Origin of the sequence: Nonomuraea terrae, from assembly GCF_044465245.1 — a bacterium.
In the GTDB taxonomy this organism is placed as follows: domain Bacteria; phylum Actinomycetota; class Actinomycetes; order Streptosporangiales; family Streptosporangiaceae; genus Nonomuraea; species Nonomuraea terrae.
Map to the genome: position 1 here is coordinate 395,597 of NZ_JBITLL010000008.1, position 24,266 is coordinate 419,862.

The 24,266-nt window shown below is 71.4% G+C and carries 27 protein-coding genes and 1 pseudogene; 12 read left to right on the forward strand and 16 right to left on the reverse strand.

Annotated elements, in window-relative coordinates; all coding sequences use genetic code 11:
• Nucleotides 1-10: 10 nt before the first annotated feature.
• From ACIBP6_RS40245 to ACIBP6_RS40255, 3 genes are read right to left on the reverse strand one after another with little or no spacing between them, the layout of a single operon-like run.
• Nucleotides 11-922 carry a cation diffusion facilitator family transporter gene (locus tag ACIBP6_RS40245; protein ID WP_397059630.1) on the reverse strand — a complete coding sequence of 304 codons (912 nt, stop codon included), beginning with the start codon at nt 920-922 and terminating at the stop codon, nt 11-13.
• Nucleotides 922-1,326: an ArsR/SmtB family transcription factor gene (locus ACIBP6_RS40250; RefSeq protein WP_397059632.1), complete on the reverse strand. Its 405-nt coding sequence runs from the start codon at nt 1,324-1,326 to the stop codon at nt 922-924. Before ACIBP6_RS40250 ends, ACIBP6_RS40245 begins: the two co-directional genes overlap by 1 nt.
• A gap of 34 nt (nt 1,327-1,360) precedes the next feature.
• Complete coding sequence (locus ACIBP6_RS40255; protein ID WP_397059634.1) at nt 1,361-2,356, reverse strand: ArsR/SmtB family transcription factor; 996 nt, start codon at nt 2,354-2,356, stop codon at nt 1,361-1,363.
• Between the two features lie 141 nt (nt 2,357-2,497).
• On the opposite strand from ACIBP6_RS40255, the gene ACIBP6_RS40260 reads away from it, so the two are divergent.
• On the forward strand, nt 2,498-3,718 hold the full coding sequence (locus ACIBP6_RS40260) for an MFS transporter (RefSeq protein ID WP_397059636.1): 1,221 nt from the start codon (nt 2,498-2,500) through the stop codon (nt 3,716-3,718).
• Here ACIBP6_RS40260 and ACIBP6_RS40265 read toward each other — a convergent pair.
• Nucleotides 3,696-4,451, reverse strand: a complete 756-nt coding sequence (locus ACIBP6_RS40265; RefSeq protein ID WP_397059638.1) for an IclR family transcriptional regulator — start codon at nt 4,449-4,451, stop codon at nt 3,696-3,698. The two genes, ACIBP6_RS40260 and ACIBP6_RS40265, sit on opposite strands and share 23 nt — an antisense overlap.
• A gap of 100 nt (nt 4,452-4,551) precedes the next feature.
• On the opposite strand from ACIBP6_RS40265, the gene ACIBP6_RS40270 reads away from it, so the two are divergent.
• The 3 genes from ACIBP6_RS40270 to ACIBP6_RS40280 are packed head-to-tail and all read left to right on the forward strand — an operon-like array spanning nt 4,552 to nt 7,138.
• Nucleotides 4,552-5,628, forward strand: a complete 1,077-nt coding sequence (locus tag ACIBP6_RS40270) for a cupin domain-containing protein (RefSeq protein ID WP_397059640.1) — start codon at nt 4,552-4,554, stop codon at nt 5,626-5,628.
• Nucleotides 5,625-6,452: a fumarylacetoacetate hydrolase family protein gene (locus ACIBP6_RS40275; RefSeq protein ID WP_397059642.1), complete on the forward strand. Its 828-nt coding sequence runs from the start codon at nt 5,625-5,627 to the stop codon at nt 6,450-6,452. Before ACIBP6_RS40270 ends, ACIBP6_RS40275 begins: the two co-directional genes overlap by 4 nt.
• Nucleotides 6,449-7,138, forward strand: a complete 690-nt coding sequence (locus ACIBP6_RS40280) for a maleylpyruvate isomerase family mycothiol-dependent enzyme (RefSeq protein WP_397059644.1) — start codon at nt 6,449-6,451, stop codon at nt 7,136-7,138. The genes ACIBP6_RS40275 and ACIBP6_RS40280 overlap by 4 nt, the downstream gene beginning before the upstream one ends.
• A 74-nt stretch (nt 7,139-7,212) precedes the next feature.
• Here the strand turns inward: ACIBP6_RS40280 and ACIBP6_RS40285 are convergent, their stop codons facing one another.
• The 6 genes from ACIBP6_RS40285 to ACIBP6_RS40310 all read right to left on the reverse strand — a co-directional run bounded on the left by ACIBP6_RS40285 (nt 7,213) and on the right by ACIBP6_RS40310 (nt 12,974).
• Entirely contained in the window at nt 7,213-7,854 is a 642-nt protein-coding gene (locus ACIBP6_RS40285; protein WP_397059645.1) for a UbiX family flavin prenyltransferase, read from the reverse strand.
• Complete coding sequence (locus ACIBP6_RS40290) at nt 7,851-8,693, reverse strand: ABC transporter permease (protein WP_397059647.1); 843 nt, start codon at nt 8,691-8,693, stop codon at nt 7,851-7,853. Before ACIBP6_RS40290 ends, ACIBP6_RS40285 begins: the two co-directional genes overlap by 4 nt.
• Nucleotides 8,690-9,490, reverse strand: a complete 801-nt coding sequence (locus ACIBP6_RS40295; RefSeq protein ID WP_397059649.1) for an ABC transporter ATP-binding protein — start codon at nt 9,488-9,490, stop codon at nt 8,690-8,692. The genes ACIBP6_RS40290 and ACIBP6_RS40295 overlap by 4 nt, the downstream gene beginning before the upstream one ends.
• Nucleotides 9,487-10,524, reverse strand: a complete 1,038-nt coding sequence (locus ACIBP6_RS40300) for an ABC transporter substrate-binding protein (RefSeq protein ID WP_397059651.1) — start codon at nt 10,522-10,524, stop codon at nt 9,487-9,489. The genes ACIBP6_RS40295 and ACIBP6_RS40300 overlap by 4 nt, the downstream gene beginning before the upstream one ends.
• Nucleotides 10,521-12,011 carry a UbiD family decarboxylase gene (locus tag ACIBP6_RS40305; protein ID WP_397059653.1) on the reverse strand — a complete coding sequence of 497 codons (1,491 nt, stop codon included), beginning with the start codon at nt 12,009-12,011 and terminating at the stop codon, nt 10,521-10,523. Before ACIBP6_RS40305 ends, ACIBP6_RS40300 begins: the two co-directional genes overlap by 4 nt.
• 204 nt (nt 12,012-12,215) lie before the next feature.
• A complete protein-coding gene (locus ACIBP6_RS40310; RefSeq protein WP_397059654.1) occupies nt 12,216-12,974 on the reverse strand; it encodes an IclR family transcriptional regulator in 759 nt (252 codons plus the stop codon).
• Nucleotides 12,975-13,128: 154 nt separating this feature from the next.
• Between ACIBP6_RS40310 and ACIBP6_RS40315 the strand changes: the two genes are divergently transcribed.
• Nucleotides 13,129-14,403: a flavin-dependent oxidoreductase gene (locus tag ACIBP6_RS40315; RefSeq protein WP_397059656.1), complete on the forward strand. Its 1,275-nt coding sequence runs from the start codon at nt 13,129-13,131 to the stop codon at nt 14,401-14,403.
• 212 nt (nt 14,404-14,615) lie between these two features.
• Here the strand turns inward: ACIBP6_RS40315 and ACIBP6_RS40320 are convergent, their stop codons facing one another.
• On the reverse strand, nt 14,616-15,026 hold the full coding sequence (locus tag ACIBP6_RS40320; RefSeq protein WP_397059657.1) for a hypothetical protein: 411 nt from the start codon (nt 15,024-15,026) through the stop codon (nt 14,616-14,618).
• Between the two features lie 368 nt (nt 15,027-15,394).
• Here ACIBP6_RS40320 and ACIBP6_RS40325 point away from each other — a divergent pair.
• Together ACIBP6_RS40325 and ACIBP6_RS40330 are read left to right on the forward strand one after the other, a co-directional pair.
• Nucleotides 15,395-16,135 (forward strand): annotated as a pseudogene (locus tag ACIBP6_RS40325) (glycoside hydrolase family 11 protein); the annotation flags it as partial.
• Between the two features lie 188 nt (nt 16,136-16,323).
• A complete protein-coding gene (locus tag ACIBP6_RS40330) occupies nt 16,324-16,578 on the forward strand; it encodes a hypothetical protein (RefSeq protein ID WP_397059659.1) in 255 nt (84 codons plus the stop codon).
• Between the two features lie 116 nt (nt 16,579-16,694).
• On the opposite strand, the gene ACIBP6_RS40335 is transcribed toward ACIBP6_RS40330, so the two are convergent.
• Entirely contained in the window at nt 16,695-17,264 is a 570-nt protein-coding gene (locus ACIBP6_RS40335; protein WP_397059661.1) for a hypothetical protein, read from the reverse strand.
• Between the two features lie 41 nt (nt 17,265-17,305).
• Here ACIBP6_RS40335 and ACIBP6_RS40340 point away from each other — a divergent pair, with 41 nt between their 5' ends.
• A complete protein-coding gene (locus ACIBP6_RS40340) occupies nt 17,306-17,527 on the forward strand; it encodes a hypothetical protein (protein ID WP_397059663.1) in 222 nt (73 codons plus the stop codon).
• Between the two features lie 337 nt (nt 17,528-17,864).
• On the opposite strand, the gene ACIBP6_RS40345 is transcribed toward ACIBP6_RS40340, so the two are convergent.
• The 3 genes from ACIBP6_RS40345 to ACIBP6_RS40355 all read right to left on the reverse strand — a co-directional run bounded on the left by ACIBP6_RS40345 (nt 17,865) and on the right by ACIBP6_RS40355 (nt 20,205).
• Entirely contained in the window at nt 17,865-19,097 is a 1,233-nt protein-coding gene (locus ACIBP6_RS40345; protein WP_397059664.1) for a M14 family zinc carboxypeptidase, read from the reverse strand.
• A gap of 128 nt (nt 19,098-19,225) precedes the next feature.
• Complete coding sequence (locus tag ACIBP6_RS40350) at nt 19,226-19,777, reverse strand: YceI family protein (RefSeq protein WP_397059666.1); 552 nt, start codon at nt 19,775-19,777, stop codon at nt 19,226-19,228.
• The gene (locus ACIBP6_RS40355; protein ID WP_223189401.1) at nt 19,774-20,205 is read right to left on the reverse strand and encodes a nuclear transport factor 2 family protein; all 432 of its coding nucleotides are present in this window, start codon (nt 20,203-20,205) and stop codon (nt 19,774-19,776) included. The genes ACIBP6_RS40350 and ACIBP6_RS40355 overlap by 4 nt, the downstream gene beginning before the upstream one ends.
• 99 nt (nt 20,206-20,304) lie before the next feature.
• Here ACIBP6_RS40355 and sigJ point away from each other — a divergent pair, with 99 nt between their 5' ends.
• From sigJ to ACIBP6_RS40370, 3 genes are all read left to right on the forward strand, one after another.
• Nucleotides 20,305-21,192, forward strand: a complete 888-nt coding sequence (gene sigJ / locus ACIBP6_RS40360) for an RNA polymerase sigma factor SigJ (RefSeq protein ID WP_397059668.1) — start codon at nt 20,305-20,307, stop codon at nt 21,190-21,192.
• A gap of 102 nt (nt 21,193-21,294) precedes the next feature.
• Nucleotides 21,295-22,224, forward strand: coding sequence for an NAD-dependent epimerase/dehydratase family protein (locus ACIBP6_RS40365; protein ID WP_397059670.1), 930 nt, complete (start codon nt 21,295-21,297; stop codon nt 22,222-22,224).
• A gap of 51 nt (nt 22,225-22,275) precedes the next feature.
• Entirely contained in the window at nt 22,276-22,776 is a 501-nt protein-coding gene (locus tag ACIBP6_RS40370) for a nucleotidyltransferase domain-containing protein (RefSeq protein WP_397060279.1), read from the forward strand.
• Between the two features lie 106 nt (nt 22,777-22,882).
• Here the strand turns inward: ACIBP6_RS40370 and ACIBP6_RS40375 are convergent, their stop codons facing one another.
• Nucleotides 22,883-23,275 (reverse strand): RidA family protein, encoded by a 393-nt coding sequence (locus ACIBP6_RS40375; RefSeq protein WP_397059672.1) that lies wholly within the window; start codon nt 23,273-23,275, stop codon nt 22,883-22,885.
• Between the two features lie 74 nt (nt 23,276-23,349).
• On the opposite strand from ACIBP6_RS40375, the gene ACIBP6_RS40380 reads away from it, so the two are divergent.
• Nucleotides 23,350-24,249: a LysR family transcriptional regulator gene (locus ACIBP6_RS40380; RefSeq protein WP_397059674.1), complete on the forward strand. Its 900-nt coding sequence runs from the start codon at nt 23,350-23,352 to the stop codon at nt 24,247-24,249.
• Nucleotides 24,250-24,266 lie beyond the last annotated feature (17 nt).

Below are 24,266 nucleotides of genomic sequence, written 5' to 3' on the forward strand. Positions count from 1 at the left end.
CTATCTGGGGTCACCAGCCGAGTTCGTCGCATCCGCGGTGGTCGGCGGGCTCGACCTGAAGGGTGGCGTGCGCGATGTCGTGGCGGCGGCGCAGCACGTCCCTGGCCTGGTCGAGGACGGCGTGGTTGTCGCTGAGCTCGGCGGTGACGAGGTGGGCGGTGGCGACGTTCATGCCGGAGGTGAGCGTCCACAGGTGCAGGTCGTGCACGTCGCGTACGCCGTCGATGGCGGCCAGGTCGGCCGCGACGGCGGAGGCGTCGACGCCTTCGGGGACGTGCTGGCCGAGGACGGCGAAGACCTGGCGGCCGAGCGCGACGGCGCGTACGGCGACGAAGACGCCGATGGCCAGGGCGATGACGGTGTCCCACACGGTCTGGCCGGTGACGGCGATCAGCCAGCCGGCCGCGATGACGCCGACGGAGCCGGCCGTGTCGGCGACGACCTCGAGGTAGGCGCCCTTGACGTTGAGGCTCTCGCCCGCCCCGGCGCGCAGCAGGACCAGGGCGGCGACGTTGACCGCCAGGCCGGCGAGGCCGACGACGAGCATCGGGCCCGAGGAGACCTCGGCGGCGCGGCCGATGCGCCCGACGGCCTCGGTGACCACGTACAGGGCGACCACCAGCATCAGCACGACGGCCAGCAGCGATGCGAACACCTCGGCCCGGTAGGAGCCGTAACTGCGCCGGCCGGTGGTGTCGGGGCGGGTCGCGATCCGGGTCGCGACCAGCGCCGCGCCCAGGGTGACCACGTCGGCGGCCATGTGACCGGCGTCCGACAGCAGCGCCAGCGAGCCGGAGATCAGGCCGTAGACGAGCTCGACCACGAAGAACGCGCCGATCAGCACGAACGAGACGGCGAGCCGCCAGCGGTGCCTGCCGCCGGCGTGCCCGTGACCATGCCCATGCCCGTGACCGGCGCCCATCACGGGGCTCCTTCGCGTTCGGGGTGGACGGCCTCGGTGTGCTCGGTGTGGGCGAGCGCCAGGTCGAGCAGCATCCGTACGTGCGGGTCCTCCAGCCGGTAGTAGGCCATCCGGCCCGAACGGCGCGCGGCCACGATGCGGTGGGCGCGCAGCAGCCGCAGCGCGTGGGAGACGGCCGACTCGCTCTGCCCGGTCACGGCGGCCAGGTCGCACACGCACAGCTCGCCGTCCAGCAGGGCGACCAGCAGCCGCAGCCGGTTGGGGTCGGACAGCAGGCCGAAGACGTCGGCGGTGTCGGCCAGGTCGTCGGCGGGCGGCATGCGCTCACAGACGGCGGCGACCCGGTCGGCGTCGACGACCTTGACCGTGCACCCGTCCACGCGCACGTCTGAAGAACTCTTCATATGAGCAAGAGTAGGGCGTGGCGGTGACGGCGTGTCAAGACGTACCCGTCGAAGCGCACAGGGACTCGCCGAGAGAGGTCGTCCGGTACAGGACGCTCCGCCCCGACCGTTCCCGCGCGACGAGCCCGCTGTCGCGCAGCACGCCGAGGTGCTGCGACACCGCGCTCGGGGTGACGCCGAACGTCCGCGCCAGGTCGGTCGTCGTCGCCGGGGAGCGCAGCGCCTCCAGCAGCTCGGCCCTGGCCCGGCCGAGCAGCCGGACGGCGCCGGCCGACGGCGCCCGCGTCCCGGCCGTCCACAACGTGCCGACACCACGGGCCGGGTAGCGCACCGTGGTCTGCGTGGACGTCCTTTTTTTGATCAGTACGTGCGGCGACCCCAGCGCGACCGGCATGAGGACCAGCCCGCCCGGCCCGCGGTCCACGACCAGCTCGGACCGCCACCGCGCTCCCCCGAGCAGCAGCCGGCCGTCGCGCCAGCGCAGGTCGGGGTGGAGGTCGGCGAACAACCGCGCCGCCCCGCCGGCGGCCAGCCGCCTGGCGCGGTGACCGACGTCGGCGTCGAGTACGGCCCTGATCCGCGACCAGTGCGGCGCGATGAGCCGGTCGTGTGCCACGCGCAGCTCCGCGGCGATCTTCCGCAGACCCTCCTCCGGGTCGGCGGCGAGCGCGGCGACGGTGGAGGAGGGTCGCTCGCCGAACACCCGCCGAAGGCTGGTTCTCACCTGGTCGGCACTCGTCCGGCACAGGGCCGCCAGGTCCTGATCGATGGAGGTGCTCGCGCCGCGCGGGGCGGGAACGAGGAACTCCGGCCAGTTCAGCCGTTCGCTCACCAGCAGCGGCCAGGTGTGCGGGAGGTCGAGCGGCTCTCTGGCGAGGCCGTCCAGCGCCCACCGCAACCACGGCCGGTGGACCGCGTGCCTGTCGCGGTCGCCCAGCTGCCGCAGACAGGACACCGTCTCCGACAACGGCGAGATCGCGAACCGGGTCGCCGCCAGCTCCTCCACACCGAGATGGATCGTCAGGGCCATGGTCGGATTATGAATCCCCGGCCGGCCGCGCAGGGCGGCGGCTCGGGGTGAGGTCTTTCTCGGAGCCCCGGGGTGAGCCGGATGGTGTAGCCATGGGCTGAAGGGTGTCGCGGGGGCGGGACGGGGCTCGAAGCTCCTGGCATGACGCTCACGGATGCCGGTTCACGCCTGTCCGCGCGCTATTGGCGGTTCAGGTGGGCGACGGGGTTCGCCACCGTCGGGGACGGGGTGTTCGCGGCGGCCGTTCCCCTGCTGGCCGTCGCGGTCACGCACGACCCCAGGCTCGTGTCGATCGTGTCCGCGGCGACGTACGTCCCGTGGTTGTTGTTGTCCCTGCCGATCGGCGCGCTCGTCGACCGGTACGACCGGGTCGCCCTGCTGTGGCGGGCGCAGATCGTGCAGGCCGCGGTGGCCGGCGTGGTCGCGGTCCTCGCCGCGCTCGGCCAGGCCGGCGTCCCGGCGCTGGCGATCACCGCGTTCGGGCTGGGGACGTGCGCGGTCGTCGTCGGCAACGCGGCCCAGGCGCTGCTGCCGGACCTCGTCGCCAAACCCCTGCTGCACCGGGCGAACGGCCACCAGCAGGCGATCAACACGATCGGCCTGCAGTTCGCCGGACCGCCGATCGGCAGCCTGCTCTTCGCGGTCGCGGCGGCGCTGCCGTACGGGGCGGCCGCCGGCTCGTTCGCGCTGGCCGCCGCGCTGCTGGCGACGCTCCCGAGAGGCGGCCCCCGGCACCGCCCGCCGATGGGCAAGGCGATCGCGGACGGCCTGCGCTGGCTGGCCGGGCACCGGCTGCTGCGCACCCTCGCGATCCTGCTCGGGGTCAACAACTTCTGCGGCCAGCTCGCCAACGCGACCCTCGTCCTGCTGGCGACCCAGACGCTGGCCCTCAGCCCGCAGGTCTACGGCCTGCTGCTCGCGGCCGCCGGGATCGGCAGCCTGCTCGGCGCCCTGGTCAACGCCCGCCTCGTCGAACGGATGGGCGCCCTCCCGGCGCTGCTCGCCGCCCTGGTCACGAACGTGGCCGTCTTCGCGGGGATCGGCCTGAGCCCGAACGCGTTCGTGCTCGGCGCCCTGCTCGCCGTCAACGGCTTCGTCACCACGCTGTGGAACATCGTGACCGTCGGCCTCCGTCAGGAGAGCGTGCCGTCCGAGCTGCTCGGCCGGGTGAACAGCGTCTACCGGATGCTCGGCTGGGGCCTGATGCCGCTCGGAGCGCTGGCCGGGGGTCTGGTGGCGCACGCGCTGGGGCTGCGCGCGCCGTACCTCGTCTCGGCCGGCCTGCGCGGCCTCGCCCTGCTCGCCGCCGCTCCCGTCCTGATCCGCGCCGTCGCCGCCGCTAGGCGGCCAGAGCAGCGCTGATGCCGGCGACCGCGCTCATCAACGGGACGGCCAGCTCGGACAGTCGGCGCTTGGGCCAGCGAACGCTCGGCACGGCCACCGCGGCGGCCGCGATGGCGCGGCCCGCGCCGTCGCGCACGCAGGCGCCCACCGCGCGCACGCCGCGCTCGCTCTCCTCGCTGTTGACGGCGTAACCCCGGCGGCGGACACCGTCCAGCTCGCGCCTCAGCGCCGCCAGGTCGCCGATCGCCGCCGCGCCGCTGGACACACCCCTGGGATACAGGGAACGCAGCTCCTCGTCGGGCAGCTCCGCCAGCAGCGCCTTGCCGCCCGAGGTGGCGTGCGCGGGCAGCAGCATCCCGATCCGGCTGCCCACGTGCAGCGCCTGCGGGCCCTCGACCCCGTCGACGAACCGCACGCCGTTGCCCTGGAGCACCATCAGATGCACGGTCTCCCCCACCTGGAGGTTGAGCTCGCGCAGGTACGGGTGGGCCGCGGTGGCCAGGTCGGGCGGAGCGACGCCGGCCGGGCGCAGCGGGCTCAGCGCGGGCCCGGGCCGGTAGACCCGCCGCGCGTCCTGGACCGCGAAGCCGTGGAACACCAGCATCGCCAGCACCCGATGCGCGGTCGAGCGGGCCACTCCCAGGTGATCGGCGACGTCGGCGACCCGGACGTCGCCGCGTTCCTGGAGGAACTTGAGCGTCACCAGCGCGTTCTCCACCGCTTTAAGCGGATAAGTGGGCTGATTCTGCATTCTGGAATCCTAACAGGGCAAAGTTCCGCTCTGCGATCAGCTGCATTACCGTCGAAACGCCGGTCTCCGACCGGTTCTGCAGACGCAAGGAGCGGAGTCCATGACCACGATCGACCAGGAGCAGGTCGCCCTCGACCAGCTCTACCGAGACTTCAGCGCGCACAACCTGATCCCCCTGTGGACCGCCAGGGACGACCTGATGCCGTCGGTCCCGCAGCCGGCGGCCGTCCCGTACGTGTGGCGGTGGTCCGACCTCTACCCGCTGGCGCAGCGCTCGGGCGAGCTGGTCCCGGTGGGACGCGGGGGCGAGCGCCGGGCCATCGCGCTGGCCAACCCGGGGCTGCCCGGCCTGCCGTACGCGACCCCGACCCTGTGGGCCGCCATCCAGTACCTCGGCCCGCGTGAGACGGCACCGTCGCACCACCACTCGCAGACCGCGTTCCGCTTCGTGATCGACGGCGAGGGCGTCTGGACCAACGTCGAGGGCGACCCCGTGGCGATGCGCAGGGGCGACCTGCTGCTCACCCCGAGCTGGGCCTTCCACGAGCACCAGAACGTCACCGACAGCCCCATGGCCTGGATCGACGGGCTGGACATCCCGCTGGTGCACCAGCTCGACGCCGGGTTCTTCGAGTTCGGCCCCGACCGGCTCACGGTCACCGAGACCCCCGAGCGTTCGCGCAACGAGCGGCTGTGGGGCCACCCGGGGCTGCGCCCGATCGGGGCGCCGGACCAGCCCAGCTCGCCGCTGATGGCCTACCGCTGGGCGCACACCGACGCCGCGCTCACCGCGCAGCTCGAACTCGCCGACGAAGGGCACCCGACGGCCCTCGGCCCCGGCCACGCCGGGGTGCGCTACAGCAACCCGACCACCGGCGGGGACGCCCTGGTGACCATCCGCACCGAGTTCCACCGGCTGCGGGCGGGCGCGCGTACGGAGCCCGCGCGCATCGTCGGCTCGGCGGTGTGGCAGGTCTTCGAGGGCGAGGCCACCGTGGGCCTGGGCCAGGAGCGGTTCACCGTGAAGAAGGGCGACCTGTTCGTGGTGCCGTCCTGGTGTGAGTTCGCGCTGGAGGCGGTGACGCAGGTGGACCTGTTCCGCTTCAGCGACGAGCCCGTGTACGACGCGCTCGGCTTCACCCGCCTCGCGCGGCAGGCCGCAGGGAGGCAGGCATGAAACTCGCCACCATCCGCACCGCGGGCGGGACCAGGGCGGTCCGCGTCGACGCCGATGCCGCCGTCGAGCTCGGCGCCGCCGACCTGGTGGAGGTGCTGCGCCGGCCCGGCTGGCGCGAAGCCGCTGCCACCGCCGACGGCCCCGCCCATCCGCTGGACGGGCTCGACTACGCGCCTCTCGTGATCGCGCCCGAGAAGATCGTGTGCGTCGGTCACAACTACCGCAACCACATCCAGGAGATGGGCCGCGAGCTGCCCGCGTACCCGACGCTGTTCGCGAAGTACGGCCGCGCGCTGATCGGCGCGAACGACGAGATCGCACTGCCCGCCGTCTCCGACGCGATGGACTGGGAGGCCGAGCTCGCCCTCGTCATCGGCGCCGAGGTCAGGAACGCCGACGAGGAGCAGGCCAGGGCCGCCATCGCCGGTTACACCGTGCTCAACGACGTGACCGCCAGGGACTGGCAGTACCGCACCCTCCAGTGGCTGCAGGGCAAGACGTTCGAGGCCACCACGCCGATCGGCCCCTGGCTGGTCACCCCTGACGAGGCGCCGGCCACCGATGGGGAGCTGCGCTGCGAGCTGGACGGCGAGGTGGTGCAGAGCACCGACCTGTCCGACCTGCTCTTCACCCCGGTGCAGCTGGTCTCCTACATCTCGACGATCATCACGCTGGCCCCCGGCGATGTGATCGCCACCGGCACCCCGGGTGGCGTCGGGCACGCCCGCAAGCCCCCGCGCTACCTGAGCGACGGCACGGTGGTCACCACGTCGATCGGCGGGATCGGCGAGTGCCGCAACGTCTGCCGGCAGGAGAAGGCGTGACCGTGCCCGCGCTGGAGCGGGTCCACGAGGGCACCGCGCTGTTCGAGCGGACGCTGAGCACGATCGACGACGCCGGCCTGGACGCGCCCTCGGCGCTGCCGGGCTGGCGTCGCCGCCAGGTCGTCGCGCACGTCGCGAGCAACGCCGACGCCCTGGTCAACCTGCTCGACTGGGCGCGTACCGGGGTGGAGAGCCCGATGTACTCCTCGCCGGGGCAACGGGCGGCCGACATCGAGGCGGGCGCCGCGCTCCCGGCCGCCGACCTGCGCGCGAAGCTGGCCGGCGGGCACGCCCGGCTCGCCCGGGAGCTCGCGGCCATGCCCGCCACCGCGTGGGACGCCAAGGTCCGCACCGCCAAGGGGCGGATCGTGCCCGCCTCCGAGGTGGCGTGGATGCGCACCCGCGAGGTGTGGGTGCACGCGGTCGACCTGGGCGCCGGCGCCGGCCTGCGCGACTTCCCCGCCGACCTGCTCCGCGCGCTCGCCGGGGACGCCATGGCGGCGTTCGCTGCGGCCGCCGACGCCCCTCGTGTCGCGCTCACCGCGACCGACACCGGCGACCACTGGGAGCTGGGCACGAAGGAAGGCTCCCCGTCGCAGGTGCGCGGGGAGCTGGCGGAACTGACCGCCTACCTGCTGGGCCGCCCCGGCGCCGCCACCGGCCCGCCGCTCCCGGCCTGGCTCTGACGCGCGGCAGAGCGCACCGCTCCGGGCCAGGCCGGCTCTGACGCGGGGCCGCCCGGCCCGGGCGGCCCGGACAACTAGCGCTGCTCGCCGGTCGGCTGGTCCTGATCGTGGGTGCCGCTTTCCCGGCGCGCCGCCGAGGCGGGCTCACCCTGCCACGGCGGCGCGCCCGGCACGGTCACGCCGATCAGCGACAGCGCCCGGGCCACCATGTGGTCCACCACGTCGTCCAGCGACTCCGGCGCCGCGTAGAACGCGGGCATCGGCGGCGCGATGATGGCGCCGATCTCGGTCGCGGTGACCATCGCCCGCAGGTGCCCGAGGTGCAGGGGCGTCTCCCGTACGCACAGCACCAGGCGCCGCCGCTCCTTGAGCGTGACGTCGGCGGCCCGTACCAGCAGGTTCTCCGAGACGCCGGAGGCGATGGCGCCCAGGGTCTTGACGCTGCACGGGATCACGATCATCGCGTCCACCGGGTAGGAGCCGGACGCGATGGAGGCGCCGATGTCGCGGAAGTTGTGCACCACCTCGGCGTCGAAGGTCGCGTCCGGCATCTCGTACGCGGCCGTGCGCCGGGCGGCGGGGCTGACGATGAGGTGGCGTTCCACCCCGGCCGCGCCGAGCAGTTGCAGTGTCCGTACGGCCAGCGCCGTGCCGGTCGCGCCGGAGACCCCGACGACGACTCGGCGCGGCGCTCCCGCGATGATCGGGGTGTTCAATGCGCACCTCCGGCGATCGACCGGTTCCAGGGGGCCAGCCACCGCTCGACCAGGCCGATCAGCCCCGTCAGCGCGACCGCGGCGACCATCAGCACGACGACCGCGGCGAACATGCGGTCGGGCTGGAAGCTGTGGCCGGCGTCCACGATGACCCCGCCGACCCCGCCGATCGCGGTGAAGAACTCCGCGATCACGATGCCGACCACGGCCTTGCCGATGCCGATCCGCAGGCCCGTCATGATCGACGGGATGACGGAGGGGATCACGATCTGGCTCAGGATGCGCGGCTGCGAGGCGCAGAAGGCCGTGCCGACCTCGATGAGCGTACGGGGCACGTTCTGCACGCCGTTCCAGGTGTTGATGGAGATCGCGAAGACCGTCATGGTCATCACCATCGCCGCCTTGACCGCGAAGCCCAGCCCGAACCAGAGCATGAAGACGGGGGTCAGCGCGATCATCGGCATCGCGTAGCCGGCGATGACCAGCCAGCCGATCGCCGCCTCCACCACCCGGAAGCGGCCGATGAGCAGGCCCACCGGCACCCCCACCACGATGGCGAGCAGGTAGCCGGCCAGGAACGGCTGGGCGCTCTCCCACACCGCCTTGGGCAGCGAACCGTCGCCGATCATGGAGATCAGCGCCTGAAGGACGGCGCTGGGCGGCGCGGCCAGGATCGGGTTGACCTGCCGGGCGGCGACCTCCCAGATGAGCAGCAGGACGACCACGGTGCCGGCTGTGATCAGGCGGTCGCGGCCGCCTCGGCGCTGGGCCCGGATCCTCCTGGACAGGGAGGTCTCGTCGTCGACGGCCGGCGCCGCCTTGTCTGCCAGGGCGGTCATGCGGACACTCCATCCTGCTGCTGGATCTCCCGGCCGTGCACGAGTTGCAGCAGCTCGTGGCGGCGTAGGGCGAACTCCTCGGAGCCGCGGCGCTCGTCCAGGGACGTGGAGGCGCCGAAGGTGGTGTCGAGCACGCCGTGCACCCGTCCTGGGTCGGGCACCAGGGTGACCACCCGGTCGGCGAGCAGCACGGACTCGTCGATGTCGTGGCTGACGAAGACGATGGTCTTGCCGGTCCGCTCGTGGATCTCCAGCAGCTCGGCCTGCATCTTCTCCCTGGTCTGCGCGTCGAGCGCGGAGAAGGGCTCGTCCATGAGCAGCACGGCCGGGTCGATGGCGAGCGCGCGGGCGATGCCGACCCGCTGCCGCATGCCGCCCGACAGCTCGTGCGGGCGGCGGCCGGCGGCGTTTCCCAGGCCGACCAGCTCGATCGCCCGCTCGGCGGCCGCCCGCCGCTCCGCCTTGGGCAGGCCGCGGGCCTCCAGGCCGAACTCGACGTTGCCGAGCGCGGTACGCCAGGGCAGCAGCTCGGCGTTCTGGAAGACGATGCCCCGGTCGGTCCCGCAGCCGCGCACCGGGACGCCCTCCACCAGGACCGTGCCGGAGGACGGCTGTTCCAGGCCCATGACGATGCGCAGCAGCGTGGTCTTGCCGCAGCCGCTGCGCCCGGTCAGCGCCACGATCTCACCGCGGCGCACCTGGAACGACACGTCCTGCAGCGCGTGCACCTCGCGGCCCTTGTCGTCGCGGAAGACCTTGGACACGCCCCGTACGTCCACCGCCAGGTCGCCGCTCATTTGGCGTCTCCGTAGTACTTGGAGGGGACCTCACCGATCTCCGCGACAGCCTTCTGGCGGTAACTGTCGTCCACCATCGGGTCCACCGGGATGGGCGCCTCGGTGATGCCGAGCTTCGCCTGCAGGTCGGCCAGGTACTTGATCTGCTTGACGGGGATCTCGCCGTTCATGGCGAGGTAGCCGCCGTCGTGGAACTCCTTGTACGTCTCGCCGATCATCGGGTCGGTGGGCGCGACCTTGAGCGTCTTCGCGGCCAGCGCCTTGGCCTCGTCCGGGTGGGCGTCGGCGTAGCGGATGCCCTCCACGAGCCCCGCGATGAGCCCGGTGACGGCGGCGCCCTTGGACTGGAGCACGTCGTCCCTGGTGATCAGGGCGTACCTGGGGAAGTCGGGCACCACGTCCTTGGCCCGGCCGAGCAGCTTGACGCCGTCCTTCGTGGCCTGCGCGACATAGTCCAGCGGCGCGGAGGCGACCTGGATCTGCCCGCCGACCACCGCCTTGTACCGGTCGGACGAGCCGCCGGAGTTGACCAGCTTCACCGAGGCCGGATCGACGGAGGACTGGAGCATCATCGCCTTGGCGACCACCGCCGGCAGGCCGGTCGGGGTGGAGACGCCCAGCGTCACGCCGGACAGGGCCGACAGGGAGGCGACCTCGTTCTTGGCGTAGAGCGCGTAGTTCTGGCCGGGCATGGTGGAGCCGACGAACTTCAGCTTCGCGCCCTTGTGCATCGCGAGCAGCGCCTCGCTCGGGTTGCCCTGGATCACGTCGACCTGCTGGGCCAGGAGCGCGGGGAACGCCTGCTGGGCGCTCTTCAGCTGGACGACGTTCACCTTCACGCCGTGCTTGGCGAAGAAGTCCTTCTCCTGGCCCATCAGCAGGTAACCGGAGTCGGCGCCGGGCTCGTAGATGCCGTAGGTGATGGTGGCGTCGTCACCGCTCGCGGTGGCGGAGGTGTCGCCGCCGCACGCGGCGAGGCCGAGGGCCAGGGCGACGGTCGCCGCCCCGATCGCGGCCGGGCGGAGCCTGCTCATTCTTCCTCCGGTTGCTGCAGGTGGGGGGTGGGGGCGCCGAGCGCGGACAGGACGTCGGCGAACTTGCGCGCGACCTGGTCGCGCAGCTCCGGACTGGCCTCGGCCACAGGCGGGAAGTCGGCGATGCGGTCGTAGGGGCGGACGGCCGTGATGATGGCCCGCGAGTTGTGCGTCTGCCCGTGCGGGATGCGGGGGTCCAGCGGCCCGCTCCAGGCCCGGCGGATGATCTCGATGTCCTCGGCCGGATCGCATCGGGTGGACATGGCCCACAGGACGTCGAAGGTGTTCGTCGGATCGATGTCGTCGTCCACCACGACCACGAAACGCCCCAGGTAGGAGCCCGACTGACACGACGCGGCGAGCAGGCCGGCCTGCTTGGCGTGACCGTCGTAGGCCTGCTTGATGGAGATGACGTTGAACAGCCGGGCGGCGCCCGCCTCGTGGCACCACACGCCCTGCACGCCGGACAGACCCGCCCGCTCCACCTCGTCCCAGATCATCCCCGCCTTCATCACGCACTTGCTGTACGAGAAGTTGGAGGGCGGCCTGATCGGGGAGGCGACCGTGACGATGGGGTCGTCGCGGTGGTAGATCCGGCGGATGCGCACCACGGGCTGGTCCGAGCGCCCGCCGGCGTAGTAGCCGGTGAACTCGCCGAACGGTCCCTCCGGCGCGACGTCGCCAGGGTACATCTCGCCCTCCAGCACCAGCTCGGCCCTGGCCGGCATGGGCAGCCCGTAGAGCTCGGAGTTCACCACCTCGAACGGCTGCCCGCGGTGGCCGCCCGCGTAGTCGTACTCCGACAGGCCGTAGCGCAGTTCGTTGCCCGAGGCCAGGAAGAGCAGCGGGTCGTGGCCGCACGAGATGAGGACCGGGCAGGGCTCGCCGCGGGAGAAGTACTTCTCCCTGATCTGCCGGCCCTGCTTGCCGGGAGAGATCCACAGGCCCACCCGGTCGGGTCCGTGGACCATGCTGCGGTAGGTGCCGATGTTGACCCAGCCGTCGTCCGGGTCGCGCATGATGATCAGGTCGTCGGTGCCGATGTACCGGCCGCCGTCGCGCTCGTGCAGGAAGGGGGCGACCAGGGCGGTCACGTCCACCTCGTCGTCGCGCAGGACGTTCTCCAGCACCGGGCCGTCGTCCACGGTGACCGGCGGGATGGGCTCGTGGGTCTTCATCCGGTCGCGGTAGGCGCGCACGACGTCGAGCGGATGGCCGGGCGCTGGAAGTCCGAGGGTGAGCGCGAGTCGTTCCGCCGAGTTGGTGGCGCCGGAGAAGGCCCGGTGACCGGGCTTGGCTCCCACGAGGTCGTCGAACAGGACGGCCGGGCCGCCCTCGCCGCCGCGGTGGGCGATGAGCTCGATGAGGGTGCCGAGCTCAAGGTGGGGGTCGACGCCGCCCACGCGCACCAGCTGGCCGGACCGGTCGATCCGCTCGATCAGCTCGCGCAGGTCGGCGTGGGGGGCGTCGTAGTCGTTGTAGGTCACCGGCGCCACCCGCGCGAGAGCATGCTGACGCGACCGTTTCCATGCTGAATCATGACATATACCCGTTTCGTGGCAGGGCGCCCGGATCTGCTGTTCGATGCCAGAAGTTACGGGTGGTTTTCGTAAAAGGGAATCGAACGGTCATAGATTCTGCACAGCGCAACAACTTGGCCCGTGTGACGGCCCGGCCGCCGCTCCACCGGATCAGAGATCCTGGCTGATGGCCTCGGCCGCACGGCGCAGCGGCGGAAGCATCATGTGCAGGTTGCCGTGGGTCATCCGCTGGTGGGGCAGGCTGACTGCGAGCGCGGCGAGGGCACGGCCGAGGTGGTCGCGCACGCACACCGCCACGGCGTCCAGCCCGGCGGCGCTCTCCTCGTGATTCACTCCGTAGCCGAGGTCGCGCACACTCCGCAACTCCATGCGCAACGCCTCGGGGTCGGTGATGGTGCGGTCGGTGACCCGGATGAGGCCGTCGGGGAAGAGCGCGAGCACCTCGTCGTCGGACAGCTCGGCGAGCAGGACCTTGCCGCCCGAGGTGCTGTGCGCCGGCAGCAGGGTGCCCGTACGGGACGACACCCGCAGCGGCCGGTCACCCTCCACGCCGTCGATGAAGCGGGCGCCGTTGCCCTCCAGCACGATGAGGTTGACCGTCTCGTGCAGCTCGGCCGCCAGCCACTCCATGTGCCGCCTGGCCTTGCGCCGGATGTCGAGCCCGCCCACCGCGGACAGGCCGATCTCCACCACCACCCGGCCGGCGCGGTAGGCCCGGGTGACGCGGTCCTGGGCGACGAAGCCGCGGTGGGCCAGGGTGAGCAGCAACCGGTGGGCCGTGGAGCGGGCGACTCCCAGCTCGTCGCTGACGTCTGTGACGCGCACCTCACCGCGGGCTCTGATCATGAGCAGGATGAGGAGCGCCTTGTCCACCGATCCGATGGCGTAAGGAGGCAGGGGGTCAAGCATATTGTTCTGTATAGCAGAAACTTTACGATGATTCCGTCTGCTCTCGACAACACGATGGCACCATGTGCTCGGCGCTCACCCAGGCGCCAGTGCCACGGCAACGGCCCCCACCCCCGCCTGCCGACGCAATCCCGCACAGAAGCCAGGAGTCTTCATGCCGCGACGGTCCCCCGATCCCGCGAGCCGCTCGACCGAGGACGAGGTCGTCATCGTCGGAGCCGGCATCGCCGGCCTGGTGCTGGCGCTCGAACTGCACGACGCCGGAATCGGCTGCCGCCTCTACGAGGCCGTGCCGCAGCTCGGCTCGGTGGGTGTCGGCATCAACCTGTTGCCGCACGCCACGCGCGTCCTGCACCGGCTCGGCCTCGGCGACGACCTGGCCGCGGCCGGTGTCGTCACCAGGGAGTCGGTGTTCTTCAACCGCTTCGGCCAGCTCATCTACCGCGAGCCGTCCGGTCTGCACGCCGGCTACGAGCATCCCCAGTACTCCATCCACCGCGGCGACCTGCAGGCGGTGCTGCTCGCGGCGGTGCGGGAGCGGATCGGCGCGGACGCGGTGGTGCTCGGGCACCGGTTCGTCCGGGCGGAGCAGGACGAGAACGGCGTGACCGCCCACTTCGCCGGCCCCGGCGGCGACCCGCTGCCCTCCGTACGGGCCCGGGTGCTGGTCGGCTGCGACGGCATCCACTCGGTGCTGCGCAAGCAACTCCACCCGGACGAGGGCGAGCCGCGCTACTCCGGGATCAACATGTGGCGCGGTGTCACCAAGGGGCGCCCGTTCCTGTCGGGGGCCAGCATGGTGCGGGCCGGCTGGATCGACCGGGGCAAGCTCGTCACCTACCCGATCAGGAACCTGCCGGACGGCGACCAGCTGCTCAACTGGGTCGTCGAGATCCAGACCCCACGCCACCTGCAGCGCGACTGGAACCGGCGGGGTGAGCTGGAGGACTTCATCGGAGCCTTCGAGGACTGGCACTTCGACTGGCTCGACGTGCCGGCGATGATGCGGGCCTCCGAGACCGTGCTCGAGTACCCGATGGTCGACCAGGACCCGCTGGACCACTGGAGCCAGGGCCGGATCACCCTGCTCGGCGACGCCGCCCACCCGATGGTGCCGCGCGGCTCCAACGGCGCGGGGCAGGCCATCCTCGACGCGCGGGCGCTCCGCAACCACCTGGGCACCACGCCCGACCCGGCGACCGCGCTGCGCGCGTACGAGGCGGAACGGCTGCCCGCGACCACCCAGGTGGTCCTCGCCAACCGGAGCATGCCCCCGGACGTGATCATCCGCGAGGTGTGGCAGCGGACCGGGGACCAGCCGTTCGACTCCATCGACGACGTGATCAAGGTGGAGGAGCTGGCGCAGATCTCCCAGCGGTACAAGCAGATCGCCGGCTACTCCACCGACGCCCTGCGCACCGATCAGTGACCGGTTTTTCCAGCGCCTTTTGAGGCCCCGCCACATGACGGAGCTGCCGCGGATCGTGGATCCACGACAGCTCCGTTGCGAGGGTGGTGCGCTCCGGCGACGTGCGCCGTATTCGCCCACCGTTATCGGTAAGGGTGCCGGCGATTTATCGCTGGCGCCGACCGTGATATCAGCGGCCGGCGCCAATTGCGCCATTTGCCCTTATTGCGCGGTTAGTTGAGGCCGTCGTTCATCTCGACGTCGCCCTCGGGCTCGAGCTCGTCCTCGATCTCCGGGGGCATGGTGTTGAAGTAGTGACGGTGGAAGTCGTGCTTGTCGCGCCTCTGGTGGCGATCGTGCTTGTGGCCCCTGTTGAAGTTGTCGTTCTCGATGAAGGCCTCGATGTTGCGGTGGTGCCTGTGGTGGCGGTGCCGCGGAGGCATGACGATGACGGGCTTCTCCTTACGGACGCGCGTCACGACCCTCGGCTTGGCGCGCGGCGCCGGGCGAGGAGCGGCCTTGGCCGGCTGCGGCGGCGGCCCGCCGGCCTCGACGGCCGGGAAGCCCGTGGAGGCTCCGGCCACCGCCTGGCCGAGCGGAAGGAACATGACACCGGCGACCGCGCCGGTGAGAGCTAGTGCCACGAAACGCCCATGGCGCGGCATTCGTGACCGCCGACTTTCAGTATTCACGTTCTTTTTTCCGTTCATGGATAGATCGGCTTGAAATCTGACATCCGCCATTTCAGCGAAAGACTCAGACGCGAGCAGACATACCCATACGGATCTTCTCAGTTACCTCTTCAAGCCCAAACAACCCGTCAAAACCGAAAGGGTGTTATTCAACCACGATTTTGATGTTTAAGGACCTTGCTCCCGAACCCCGGCGTGTCGCCCCTCAGCGATGCTCGGAGACCGAACATTTCGAGTGATCACTGAAAGTTTCATGGTTCCGCTCCGGGCTCGGCTCCCTGGACAGTGCCGCTGAGCAGGCTCTACGCCGCCGCGACAAGACCGGCGACTTCGTGGCCGGCAAGGGCTGGAACCCCGGCGGCCGGAGAACCGTCACGTATTCCGGCAGCTTCAACCCGTCCGGCAACGCCTATCTGACGCTCTACGGCTGGACGAGGAACCCGCTCGTGGAGTACTACGTCGTCGACAACTGGGGCACCTACCGGCCCACCGGAACGTACATGGGCGCCGTGACCAGCGACGGCGGCACGTACGACATCTACCGGACGACGCGCTACAACGCCCCCTCCATCGAGGGCGCCAGAACGTTCGGCCAATACTGGAGCGTCCGGCAGTCGAAGCGGACGGGCGGCACCATCACCGCCGGCAACCACTTCGACGCGTGGGCCAGGAACGGGATGAACCTCGGCACCCACGACTACATGATCCTCGCAACCGAGGGCTACCAGAGCAGCGGCAGCTCGAACATCACCGTGGGCGCGAGCGGCAACCCGGGCAACCCCGGCAACCCCGGCGGGGGCTGCACGGCCACCCTGTCGGCCGGTCAGCAGTGGAGTGACCGCTACAACCTCAACGTCTCGGTCAGCGGCTCCAGCGACTGGACCGTGACGATGAACGTTCCGTCTCCGGCGAGGATCATGTCGACCTGGAACGTCAGCGCGAGCTACCCCAGCCCGCAGGTGCTGGTCGCCAGACCCGACGGCAACGGGAACAACTGGGGGGTGACGATCCGGCACAACGGCAACCGGACCTGGCCCACGGTCTCCTGCAGCGCCGGCTGACCCATACCTTCGCATCCACCGGCCGCATGCCTGGAGCCCGCGCTCCAGGCATGCGATCATCGTGCGCATGACCTCGGCCGGAAAGGGCCATGCCGCGTAGGCGCCCTTCCAAGGTCCGTACGCCTGGATCGGCGTGCGGGGCCCACAGAGCGTGGATCCATCATGTCCCCGGGCTCGGCCGCCGCCCCATGAGCGCGGTGATCGCGCTCGAACACACCCGGATGTGGCCGGGCGCGGTCGCGCAAGCCCTGGTGGCCTGGCAGGAGGCGGCCCTCGTCGGCACCGCCGAGCGCCTGCTCCGCAGATGCGCGTGCGATGAATGCACCGGCGCCGCCCCCCGCCACCGCCTCCAGCAGGCCCTCATCGCCCTGCCGCCCTGGGCGAGACCCCACCTGTACGCCCTGGTCCTCCCCCTCGACGAGTACTACGTCCGCCGCCGGTGACGACGGAGCCCTCGGCCACCTGGCCGAACAGCGGAATGAAATCGGGAACCCTCAAGAGACGTTTCTTCGCGACGACGTCATCCGCTCGTGTTCGGCCGCCCCGATGATCGCGTCGCCTATGCGGGCGTTCTCCGGTCGGGGACGATGCGGGACAGGTGGTCGGCGGTCTCGGCGGGGGTGAGGATGCGGTCGAGGACGAGGGTGGGCTCCATCAGGGGGTAGACGCGGCCGGCGTTCCAGGAGCGGGGGTACGGCGGCGGATCGAGGACGACGACGCGGCGGCCTTCGGCGAAGGGGATGTCGGCGGGGCGGCCCTCGTTCCAGATCCACTCGCCTGTCGCGTCCACCAGGTTGAACCGGCCTGAGATCCCGCCGGGCGGCTGCATCTCCCCGTCGGTCGCCGCGGCGATCCAGGCGGGCGCGGGTGGCTCGCCCGGGATGAGCCCTTCGGACGGGTCGCCGATGAGGGTGGCGGCCAGGAGGGTGTGCAGCTGGAAGTTGTCCCCGATCCCGCTGATGGTCACCTCGTATCCGCGTCCGCCCGGACGGTCGAGGACGAGGATGTCGAGGACCTGGAGGAGCCCGTACAGCCAGTGGGCGCTGTCGATCTCCTCCGGCGCGGCCGCGACGGCGGCGGTGAGGCGCTCACGGAACGGCAACGCCAGCCGCACGTCCTTGCGCTGCATGGGCACCAGCAGGCCCTGGACCCACTCGCCGGCGGTGAACCATGCCTCGACGACCTGTCCGTCGTCGGCAGGCGTGCCAGGGCCAGGCCGGCCTGCTCCTCGCTGTCAGGGTCGGGGAGCTCACCCTCTCCGCACAGGCCGGGGAGGCGGGCGGCGAGTTCGAGGCCCTCGGCGATCCGGGCCGACAGCGTTCCGAGCACGTCGCCCGGATCGGAGCCCACCTCGATCAGTTGCCCGGCGAACCGCGCCAGATCCCGCCCTGAAGCGAGCCGAACGCTCGCCAGCGCCGTCCCGAGCACCTCGACGGCCGCGCTGCGCTCGGCGGTGTCGGCTGCCCGGGCCCGCTTGACCGCACGCCCGGACAGCTTCGCCGCCGACGCCCAGTCCTGCTCCTCCGAAGCCGAAACCAATTCGCGGCAGATATCAGGAAGCTTCCGCTTGTCTCCCCAAAGCATCCGGGCATCCTCATCGCCGCGCCGGTGCTCCGATGCGGGATTCGCCGCCGTCGACGGTGATGACCTGGCCGGTGACGTGGCTCTCAGCCATGAGGAAGAGGCAACAGCCGCGGAGCGCGGGCTCCGCGGCCGTCACCGGGTTCGGTCAGTCGGCGGCGGTGTCCCAGCCGTAGTCGGGCAGGTCGAAGAAGTCGTCACCGTCCAGGGTGTCGGCGCTGCCGGTCGCCAGCCCGTCCATCAGGGACTCGATGCCCGTGCGCACCGACTGGACGAACATGCCCTTCTGCTTCTGGCCCAGGTCGTCCTGCTGGCCGCGGACCTCGAAGAGCACGGTGCCGGTGCCGTTCAGGGCGAACGCCGAGCGGCCCTGGCCCGCGTACTCGCGCGTGTCCGGGTGGAAGTAGCGGCCGACGGCCACGTGCGGCGACTGGGCGCCGTACTTCTCGATCAGGCCCTTGTAGACGGACAGCGCGTAACGGCGCGACTTGTCCTGGTCGAGCGCCGGCCATTCGTCCTGGTACGCGGCGCCGTCCTGGACGCCGAGCGGCGGGTAGTCCAGCGAGAAGGTGATGAGATCGCCGTCCTGGGGGCCGCCGGTGAGGATGTCGCACGGCCCCATGTGGTGCAGGTCGACGTACGCGTCCACGGCGCCCTTCTCCTCCCGCATGGCCACGTACACGTCGCGGATCGCGCGGGACTCGGAAGACAGGAAGAAGCCCGCGTCCGTTTCCTCGCCGGGAAGGTCCGCGGCCTGCGGCACGTAGTCGAGGTCCGGGTTGAAGTCGCGGTTCAGGTCGTAGCCGGGCAGGTCGATGCCGTCTCCGCCGAGGCGGTGGTACCAGGCGCGGGGAGCGCCTTCGAGCTGCGGGAACGCGGCGACCGTGTCCTCCCACGGCACCACGTTGACGCGCCGGTTGAGCTCGCCGCCGTCGGGGTTGACCATCGGCATCGCGACGAGGGTGATCTCGTCGAGAAGTCGCTCCGTGCGCGCGTCACCGCCCCTGGCGACGTCCTTGAGGATGCCCAGCAGGGCCTCGGTGCCGGTGCGTTCGTTGCCGTGGATGGCGGACGTCACCAACAACACCCGGTCGCCGGTGCCGGCGCGGGCCACCCACAGCTCCCTGCCCTGGGCGGATCGGCCGGCGACCTCGACATCGACGCGCCCGCCGCTGCTCGCCTCGATCTGCGCCAGGGCCGCGCCGACCTCCGCGTGGTCGGACCAGCCGGACCAGGACGGGTCGTCCTGGGTCTTGCAGCTGCCGGGGTCGGCCGCCTTCGCCGCCTGCGCGGGCGGAACGGTGAGGACTGACGCGGTCAGGGCCGCCGCGACGGCGACCGTCGCCAGCCTCTTACTGACAAATGCCCGGTGTAAGTGCACCTACTGCTCCTCGCACAGGTCCAAGTACGCCCGCCGAACGGGCTTACGCACCCGCTGACGGAAGGTCACAAGCGACCTTTACACGAGCCCCCAACTAACACAAGGTTGGACATATCGCGCTTTATATGTCAGGTGGCACCGAGCCGCCGAACCACCGAGACCTCCAGCTGCAGCGTCACCTTCCCGCTGATCAGGACTCCCGTGACGGCATTCCCGTTCACCCCCCAGTCGTCGCGGTCGATCGTGACGCCGCCCGCGAAGCCGACCCGGAAACCGCCCTCCGGGTCGTCCCCGGCGCCGGTCAGCCGGAAGTCCACGGTGACGGGCCTGGTCACGCCGCGGATGGTCAGGTCGCCGGTGACCCTGAAGACCTCGCCGGCCCGCACCACCCCGGTCGAGGCGAAGGTGATGACCGGATGGGCGTCCGCGTCGAGGAACCTGCCGCGCAGGTGCGCGTCGCGCCGCCGGTCACCGGTCCTGACGCTCGCGGCCTGGATCGTGAGCTCGGCGTCGGACTTCGACGGGTCGTCACCGTCCAGGTACGCGCCGCCCTCGAACGCGTCGAACCACCCGCGCACCCTGGTGGCCATTCTGTGCCGGCCGACGAAGCCGATCCGCGTTCGGGCGGCGTCGATGACGTAGTCGCCGGTCAGCTCGCCGAGACCGGTCGTGGTGGTCATCCGTGCCGCTCCTCCACCGCCGAGCCGGCCAGCGGCGTGCTGTCGGCGTATCTGACCTGGTAGACGCGCTCGGCGAACCTCCAGCCGTCGGGGGTGCGCCGGTAGCGGTCGTGGTAGACGGCGTGGTTCAGGTGCGAACGCCCGTCGCGCAGGCGCCCGAACTCCGCGACGTACGCCCGGCCGAGCGCGGTGTCGCCGTCGAGCTGGATGGTGCCCGGGTGCACGTTCTGCACGAAGTACTCCCAAAGGCCCTGCAAGCGCTCGATCCCGGCGCGGATCTCCTCCCGGCCGCCGAACTCGACGCCGATGTGCGGCATCCGCCACGCGCCGTCCTGGGTGAACAGCGCCGCGAAGCGGTCATAGTCCCGCATCGTCCCCGCGTCGGTGAACTCGCCGCGCAGCGCCTCGATCTCGAAGCGATCGACCATGGTCTGAACGTTCCGTACCTGCATGATTTGCCGCCCTGTCACATCCAGCGGATTCGAGGTGTCACCTCTATGACCCCTAGCGGCGGAGGAATGTGACCGATGACCGAGTCAGACTGGCTGACGGAGGGCTTCGAGCAGAACCGGATCCGCCTCAGAGCGGTGGCGTACCGGATGCTCGGCTCGATCACCGAGGCCGACGACGCCGTACAGGAGGCGTGGCTGCGGGCCAGCCGGGCGGACGCCGGCCGGGTCGACAGCCTCGGCGCCTGGCTGACCACCATCGTCGCCCGGGTGTGCCTGAACGTGCTCCGCTCGCGCGCGACCCGGCGCGAGGAGCTCATGGGCGTGCACGTGCCGGACCCGGTCATCAGCCGGACGGACGGAACGACCCCCGAGGAGGAGGCGCTGCTGGCCGACTCCGTCGGACTCGCACTGCTGGTGGTGCTCGAAACCCTCACCCCCGCCGAACGGCTGGCGTTCGTGTTGCACGACATGTTCGACCTCCCCTTCGACGAGATCGCCCCCATGGTCGGGCGTTCCCCGGCCACGGCCCGGCAGCTCGCCAGCCGGGCCCGGCGCCGGGTGCGCGGAGCCGACGTCCAGGCTCCTGACGCCGACCTCGGCCGACAGCGGGAGATCGTCGACGCCTTCTACGCCGCGGCGCGCCGGGGCGACTTCGACGCGCTCGTCGCGGCCCTCGACCCGGACGCCGTGCTGCGGGCCGACGGGGGGACGGGACGTCCGGAGGCGTCCGTGGTGGTCCGCGGCGCGGCGTCCGTCGCCGGTCAGGTGCTCACGTTCCACCAGCACGCCGCGCTGGCTCACCCGGCGCTGGTGAACGGATCCGCGGGTGCCGTCGTGACGCTGGGCGGGCGGGCGGTCGCGGTGCTCGGGTTCACCATCACGAACGACAGGATCGTCCGTATCGACGCGATCGCCGATCCCGACCGCCTCTCCCGCCTCGACCTGTCCGTCCTCGACGACTGACGGGAGGCGTCGCGGGAAGGCGCCTTTGCCGGATCGGCAACATGGCTTGGCCCCGGAGGGGAGGTAGGACGAGGATCTCCTGGTCCGAACACGCGAACCGGCATGGGGGTCCCGTTGCACGTCTTCGTCACCGGAGCGAGCGGTCTCATCGGCGGCACCGTCGCCGCGCGGCTGATCGAATCCGGCCACACCGTCACCGGGCTGATTCGCGACGAGTCCAAGGCCGCGGCCCTCACCCGCCTGGGGATCGAGCCTGTGGTGGGCACCCTGGACGACTCGGAGGTGCTCACTCAGCTCGCCCGCCGCGCCGACGGCGTCGTCAACGCCGCCGACAGCGATCATCGCGGCGCCGTCGAGACCTTCATCGCCGCCCTGGCCGGCTCCGGTAAGCCGCTGCTTCACACCAGCGGCTCCGGCTTCGTGGCCACCGGCACGACCGGCGAACGATCGGAGGTCGTCTTCGGCGAGGACGTCCTCGGCGGCTGGGAGCCCGATCACCCCATCCGCGCGGCACGCGTGGCCATCGACCGGCTGGTGCTGGCCGCCGCCGAGCAGGACGTGCGCTCGGCCGTCCTGTGCAACAGCCTCGTCTACGGGCCGGGCAGGGTCCCGGGCCGCCAGAGCGTGCTGATCGACGCGCTGATCCGGCAGGCGCGCTCGGACGGCGTCGTCCGCCACGTCGGCGCGGGCCGCAACATCTGGTCCAACGTCCATGTCGAGGACATGGCCGACCTGTACGCCCTGGCCCTGGAGAAGTCCCCTCCCGGCGCGTTCTACTTCGTCGAGAACGGCGAGGAGTCCTTCGCCGCGATGGTGGCGGCCCTCGCCCGTGCCCTCGGCATGACCGCTCCGCAGCCCTGGGATCCCGACTCGCCCGGCAACGTCTGGGATCCCCAGTTCGCCCTGCACGCTCTCGGCTCCAACAGCCGCGTACGCGCCACCCGCGCCCGCGACCTCCTCGGCTGGCGCCCCCGGCACCACTCCGTCATCGAGTGGATCACCGGCGCCGACCTGCGCGGCACCGCGTCCTAGGCGGCACGAGCCGCGCGGCCGGCGCGCGCAGCGGGCAGAATGCCTCGCGTGATGGATACGAGTGCGGTGCTGCGGGTGCTGGCCCTGCTGCGTGAGGCGGGGTGCGAGGTCTGGGTCGCCGGCGGATGGGGCGTCGACGCCCTGGTCGGCGAGGTCACGCGCGAACACGGCGACCTTGACCTGCTGCACCGCGTCGAGCAGGAGCCGTCGCTGATCACGGCGCTGGAGCACGCGGGGTTCGCCGAGCAGCCCGGCGCCGAGCCCGGCCGGCCCGCCCGGTTCGTCATGAAGGATCACCAGGGCCACGAGCTGGACCTGCATCCGCTGCGGTTCCGGCCGGACGGGTCCGCCGTCCAGCAGGCCGACGATCACGGCGGCTTCTTCCACTACCCGGCGGACGCCTTCGCCACGGGCGTGATCGAGGGCGTGCCGGTGAACTGCCTGTCGGTGGCCCAGCAGATCGCTTTCCACCAGGGGTACGAGCCACGCGACCGCGACCGTCACGACATGGCCCGGCTGCGCGCCGCCTTCGGTGTCGCGACCGATTCGTAGTCATCGCCGGCTCAGTCCCGGCAGGAGACGGCCGGTGACCGGGCTTCACCGTGTCAGGGGCAGCCGGAGCGTGCAGGTCGGCCCCTGCCGAGGACGCCGGTCGCGCTCAACGCGCAGGCGGCCTGCGGGCGTACGCCTCGATCTCGATCTTCATGCGGGGGTCGGCGAGGCCGCACACGAGCATCGTGGCGGCCGGCCGTACCTCGCCGAAGGCGCGGCGCAGCACCGGCCAGCAGGGCTCGAAGTCGTCCCGGTCGGGCAGCAGGTAGCGCACCCGCACCACGTCGGCGAGGGCGCACCCGGCCTCGGCGAGCGCGGCCTCGATGTTGCGCAGGCACTGCTCGGCCTGCAACACCACGTCGTCGGAGATCGTCATGGTGGTGTACTCGAACCCGGTCGTCCCGGACACGTGCACCCAGTCGCCGTCCACCACGGCCCGGGCATAACCGATCTGCTCCTCGAACGTCGAGCCGCTGAGGATCGCACGTCGCTCTGTCATGCGTCAGGACACTAGGACGACCAGCGTGGATACGTCTAATACAGTCACGGCCATCGACTGATATCTCTACACGTATGGACCGGCCCGAACTCCCCCTCGCGCAACTGCACGCCTTCGTCGTGCTCGCCGAGGAGCTCCACTTCGGCCACGCGGCCGCCCGCCTGGGCATCGCCCAGCCCCCGCTGAGCCAGCAGATCCGGCGGCTGGAGGAGAAGGTCGGCCATGCGCTGTTCCACCGCACTCCGGGACGCGTCGCTCTCACGGCGGCGGGCCGGGAGCTCCTGCCCGCCGCTCAGCGCGCGCTCACCGGCCTCGCGGACGGCCTGGCCGCCGCCCGGGCCGCCGGGAGCGGCCGAGCCGGGCGCCTGCGCATCGGCTTCGCCGCCTCCCTCGCCTTGACGTTCCTGCCCGGCCTGTTGCGTACCTTCCGGCGGGAGTATCCCGACGTGCGGCTGGACATCCTGGAGATGACCACGGCGCCCCAGCTCTCGGCCCTGCGCGACCGGGCCATCGACGTCGGGCTGCTGCGGGAACCGCCTGCCGGCGAGACCGAGCTCGGCTGCGAGACCGTGCTGAGCGAGCCCTTCGTGGCCGTCCTGCCCGCCGAGCACCTCCTCGCCTCCCGACGCACGGTCCGGGTCGGGCAGCTGGCGGACATGCCGTTCGTGCTCCTCCCCCGGACGGCCGGCCCAGGGCTGCACGACCAGATCGTCGGCCTGTGCGCGGCGGCGGGCTTCACCCCGCGGGTCGCCCAGCGCGCCGTGGAATGGCAGACCGTCTGCGCGCTGGTCGGGGCCGGGCTGGGCGTCTCGTTGGCTCCGGCGAGCATCCGGCGCATCCGCCTCAAAGGGGTCGCCTTCCGCAGGATCGAGCCAAGCGCCGTCCGCACCCGGGTGGCCGTGGCCTGGCGCAGGGACGACGCGAATCCGCTGGTCGCGAACCTGCTGGCGACCGTACGCCAAGGTCAGGCTTGATGCAGGTTGCTAGCAAT

Coding starts and splice junctions, on each gene's coding strand:
- ACIBP6_RS40380 (WP_397059674.1), top strand. CDS start 23,350: ATGGACCGGCCCGAACTCCCCCTCGCGCAACTGCACGCCTTCGTCGTG.
- ACIBP6_RS40275 (WP_397059642.1), top strand. CDS start 5,625: ATGAAACTCGCCACCATCCGCACCGCGGGCGGGACCAGGGCGGTCCGC.
- ACIBP6_RS40245 (WP_397059630.1), bottom strand. CDS start 922: ATGGGCGCCGGTCACGGGCATGGGCATGGTCACGGGCACGCCGGCGGC.
- ACIBP6_RS40340 (WP_397059663.1), top strand. CDS start 17,306: ATGCCTCGACGACCTGTCCGTCGTCGGCAGGCGTGCCAGGGCCAGGCC.
- ACIBP6_RS40365 (WP_397059670.1), top strand. CDS start 21,295: ATGGGGGTCCCGTTGCACGTCTTCGTCACCGGAGCGAGCGGTCTCATC.
- ACIBP6_RS40290 (WP_397059647.1), bottom strand. CDS start 8,693: ATGACCGCCCTGGCAGACAAGGCGGCGCCGGCCGTCGACGACGAGACC.
- ACIBP6_RS40250 (WP_397059632.1), bottom strand. CDS start 1,326: ATGAAGAGTTCTTCAGACGTGCGCGTGGACGGGTGCACGGTCAAGGTC.
- ACIBP6_RS40295 (WP_397059649.1), bottom strand. CDS start 9,490: ATGAGCGGCGACCTGGCGGTGGACGTACGGGGCGTGTCCAAGGTCTTC.
- ACIBP6_RS40270 (WP_397059640.1), top strand. CDS start 4,552: ATGACCACGATCGACCAGGAGCAGGTCGCCCTCGACCAGCTCTACCGA.
- ACIBP6_RS40355 (WP_223189401.1), bottom strand. CDS start 20,205: ATGGTCGATCGCTTCGAGATCGAGGCGCTGCGCGGCGAGTTCACCGAC.
- ACIBP6_RS40350 (WP_397059666.1), bottom strand. CDS start 19,777: ATGACCACCACGACCGGTCTCGGCGAGCTGACCGGCGACTACGTCATC.
- sigJ (WP_397059668.1), top strand. CDS start 20,305: ATGACCGAGTCAGACTGGCTGACGGAGGGCTTCGAGCAGAACCGGATC.
- ACIBP6_RS40265 (WP_397059638.1), bottom strand. CDS start 4,451: ATGCAGAATCAGCCCACTTATCCGCTTAAAGCGGTGGAGAACGCGCTG.
- ACIBP6_RS40330 (WP_397059659.1), top strand. CDS start 16,324: ATGAGCGCGGTGATCGCGCTCGAACACACCCGGATGTGGCCGGGCGCG.
- ACIBP6_RS40315 (WP_397059656.1), top strand. CDS start 13,129: ATGCCGCGACGGTCCCCCGATCCCGCGAGCCGCTCGACCGAGGACGAG.
- ACIBP6_RS40375 (WP_397059672.1), bottom strand. CDS start 23,275: ATGACAGAGCGACGTGCGATCCTCAGCGGCTCGACGTTCGAGGAGCAG.
- ACIBP6_RS40335 (WP_397059661.1), bottom strand. CDS start 17,264: ATGCAGCGCAAGGACGTGCGGCTGGCGTTGCCGTTCCGTGAGCGCCTC.
- ACIBP6_RS40370 (WP_397060279.1), top strand. CDS start 22,276: ATGGATACGAGTGCGGTGCTGCGGGTGCTGGCCCTGCTGCGTGAGGCG.
- ACIBP6_RS40310 (WP_397059654.1), bottom strand. CDS start 12,974: ATGCTTGACCCCCTGCCTCCTTACGCCATCGGATCGGTGGACAAGGCG.
- ACIBP6_RS40255 (WP_397059634.1), bottom strand. CDS start 2,356: ATGGCCCTGACGATCCATCTCGGTGTGGAGGAGCTGGCGGCGACCCGG.
- ACIBP6_RS40260 (WP_397059636.1), top strand. CDS start 2,498: ATGACGCTCACGGATGCCGGTTCACGCCTGTCCGCGCGCTATTGGCGG.
- ACIBP6_RS40300 (WP_397059651.1), bottom strand. CDS start 10,524: ATGAGCAGGCTCCGCCCGGCCGCGATCGGGGCGGCGACCGTCGCCCTG.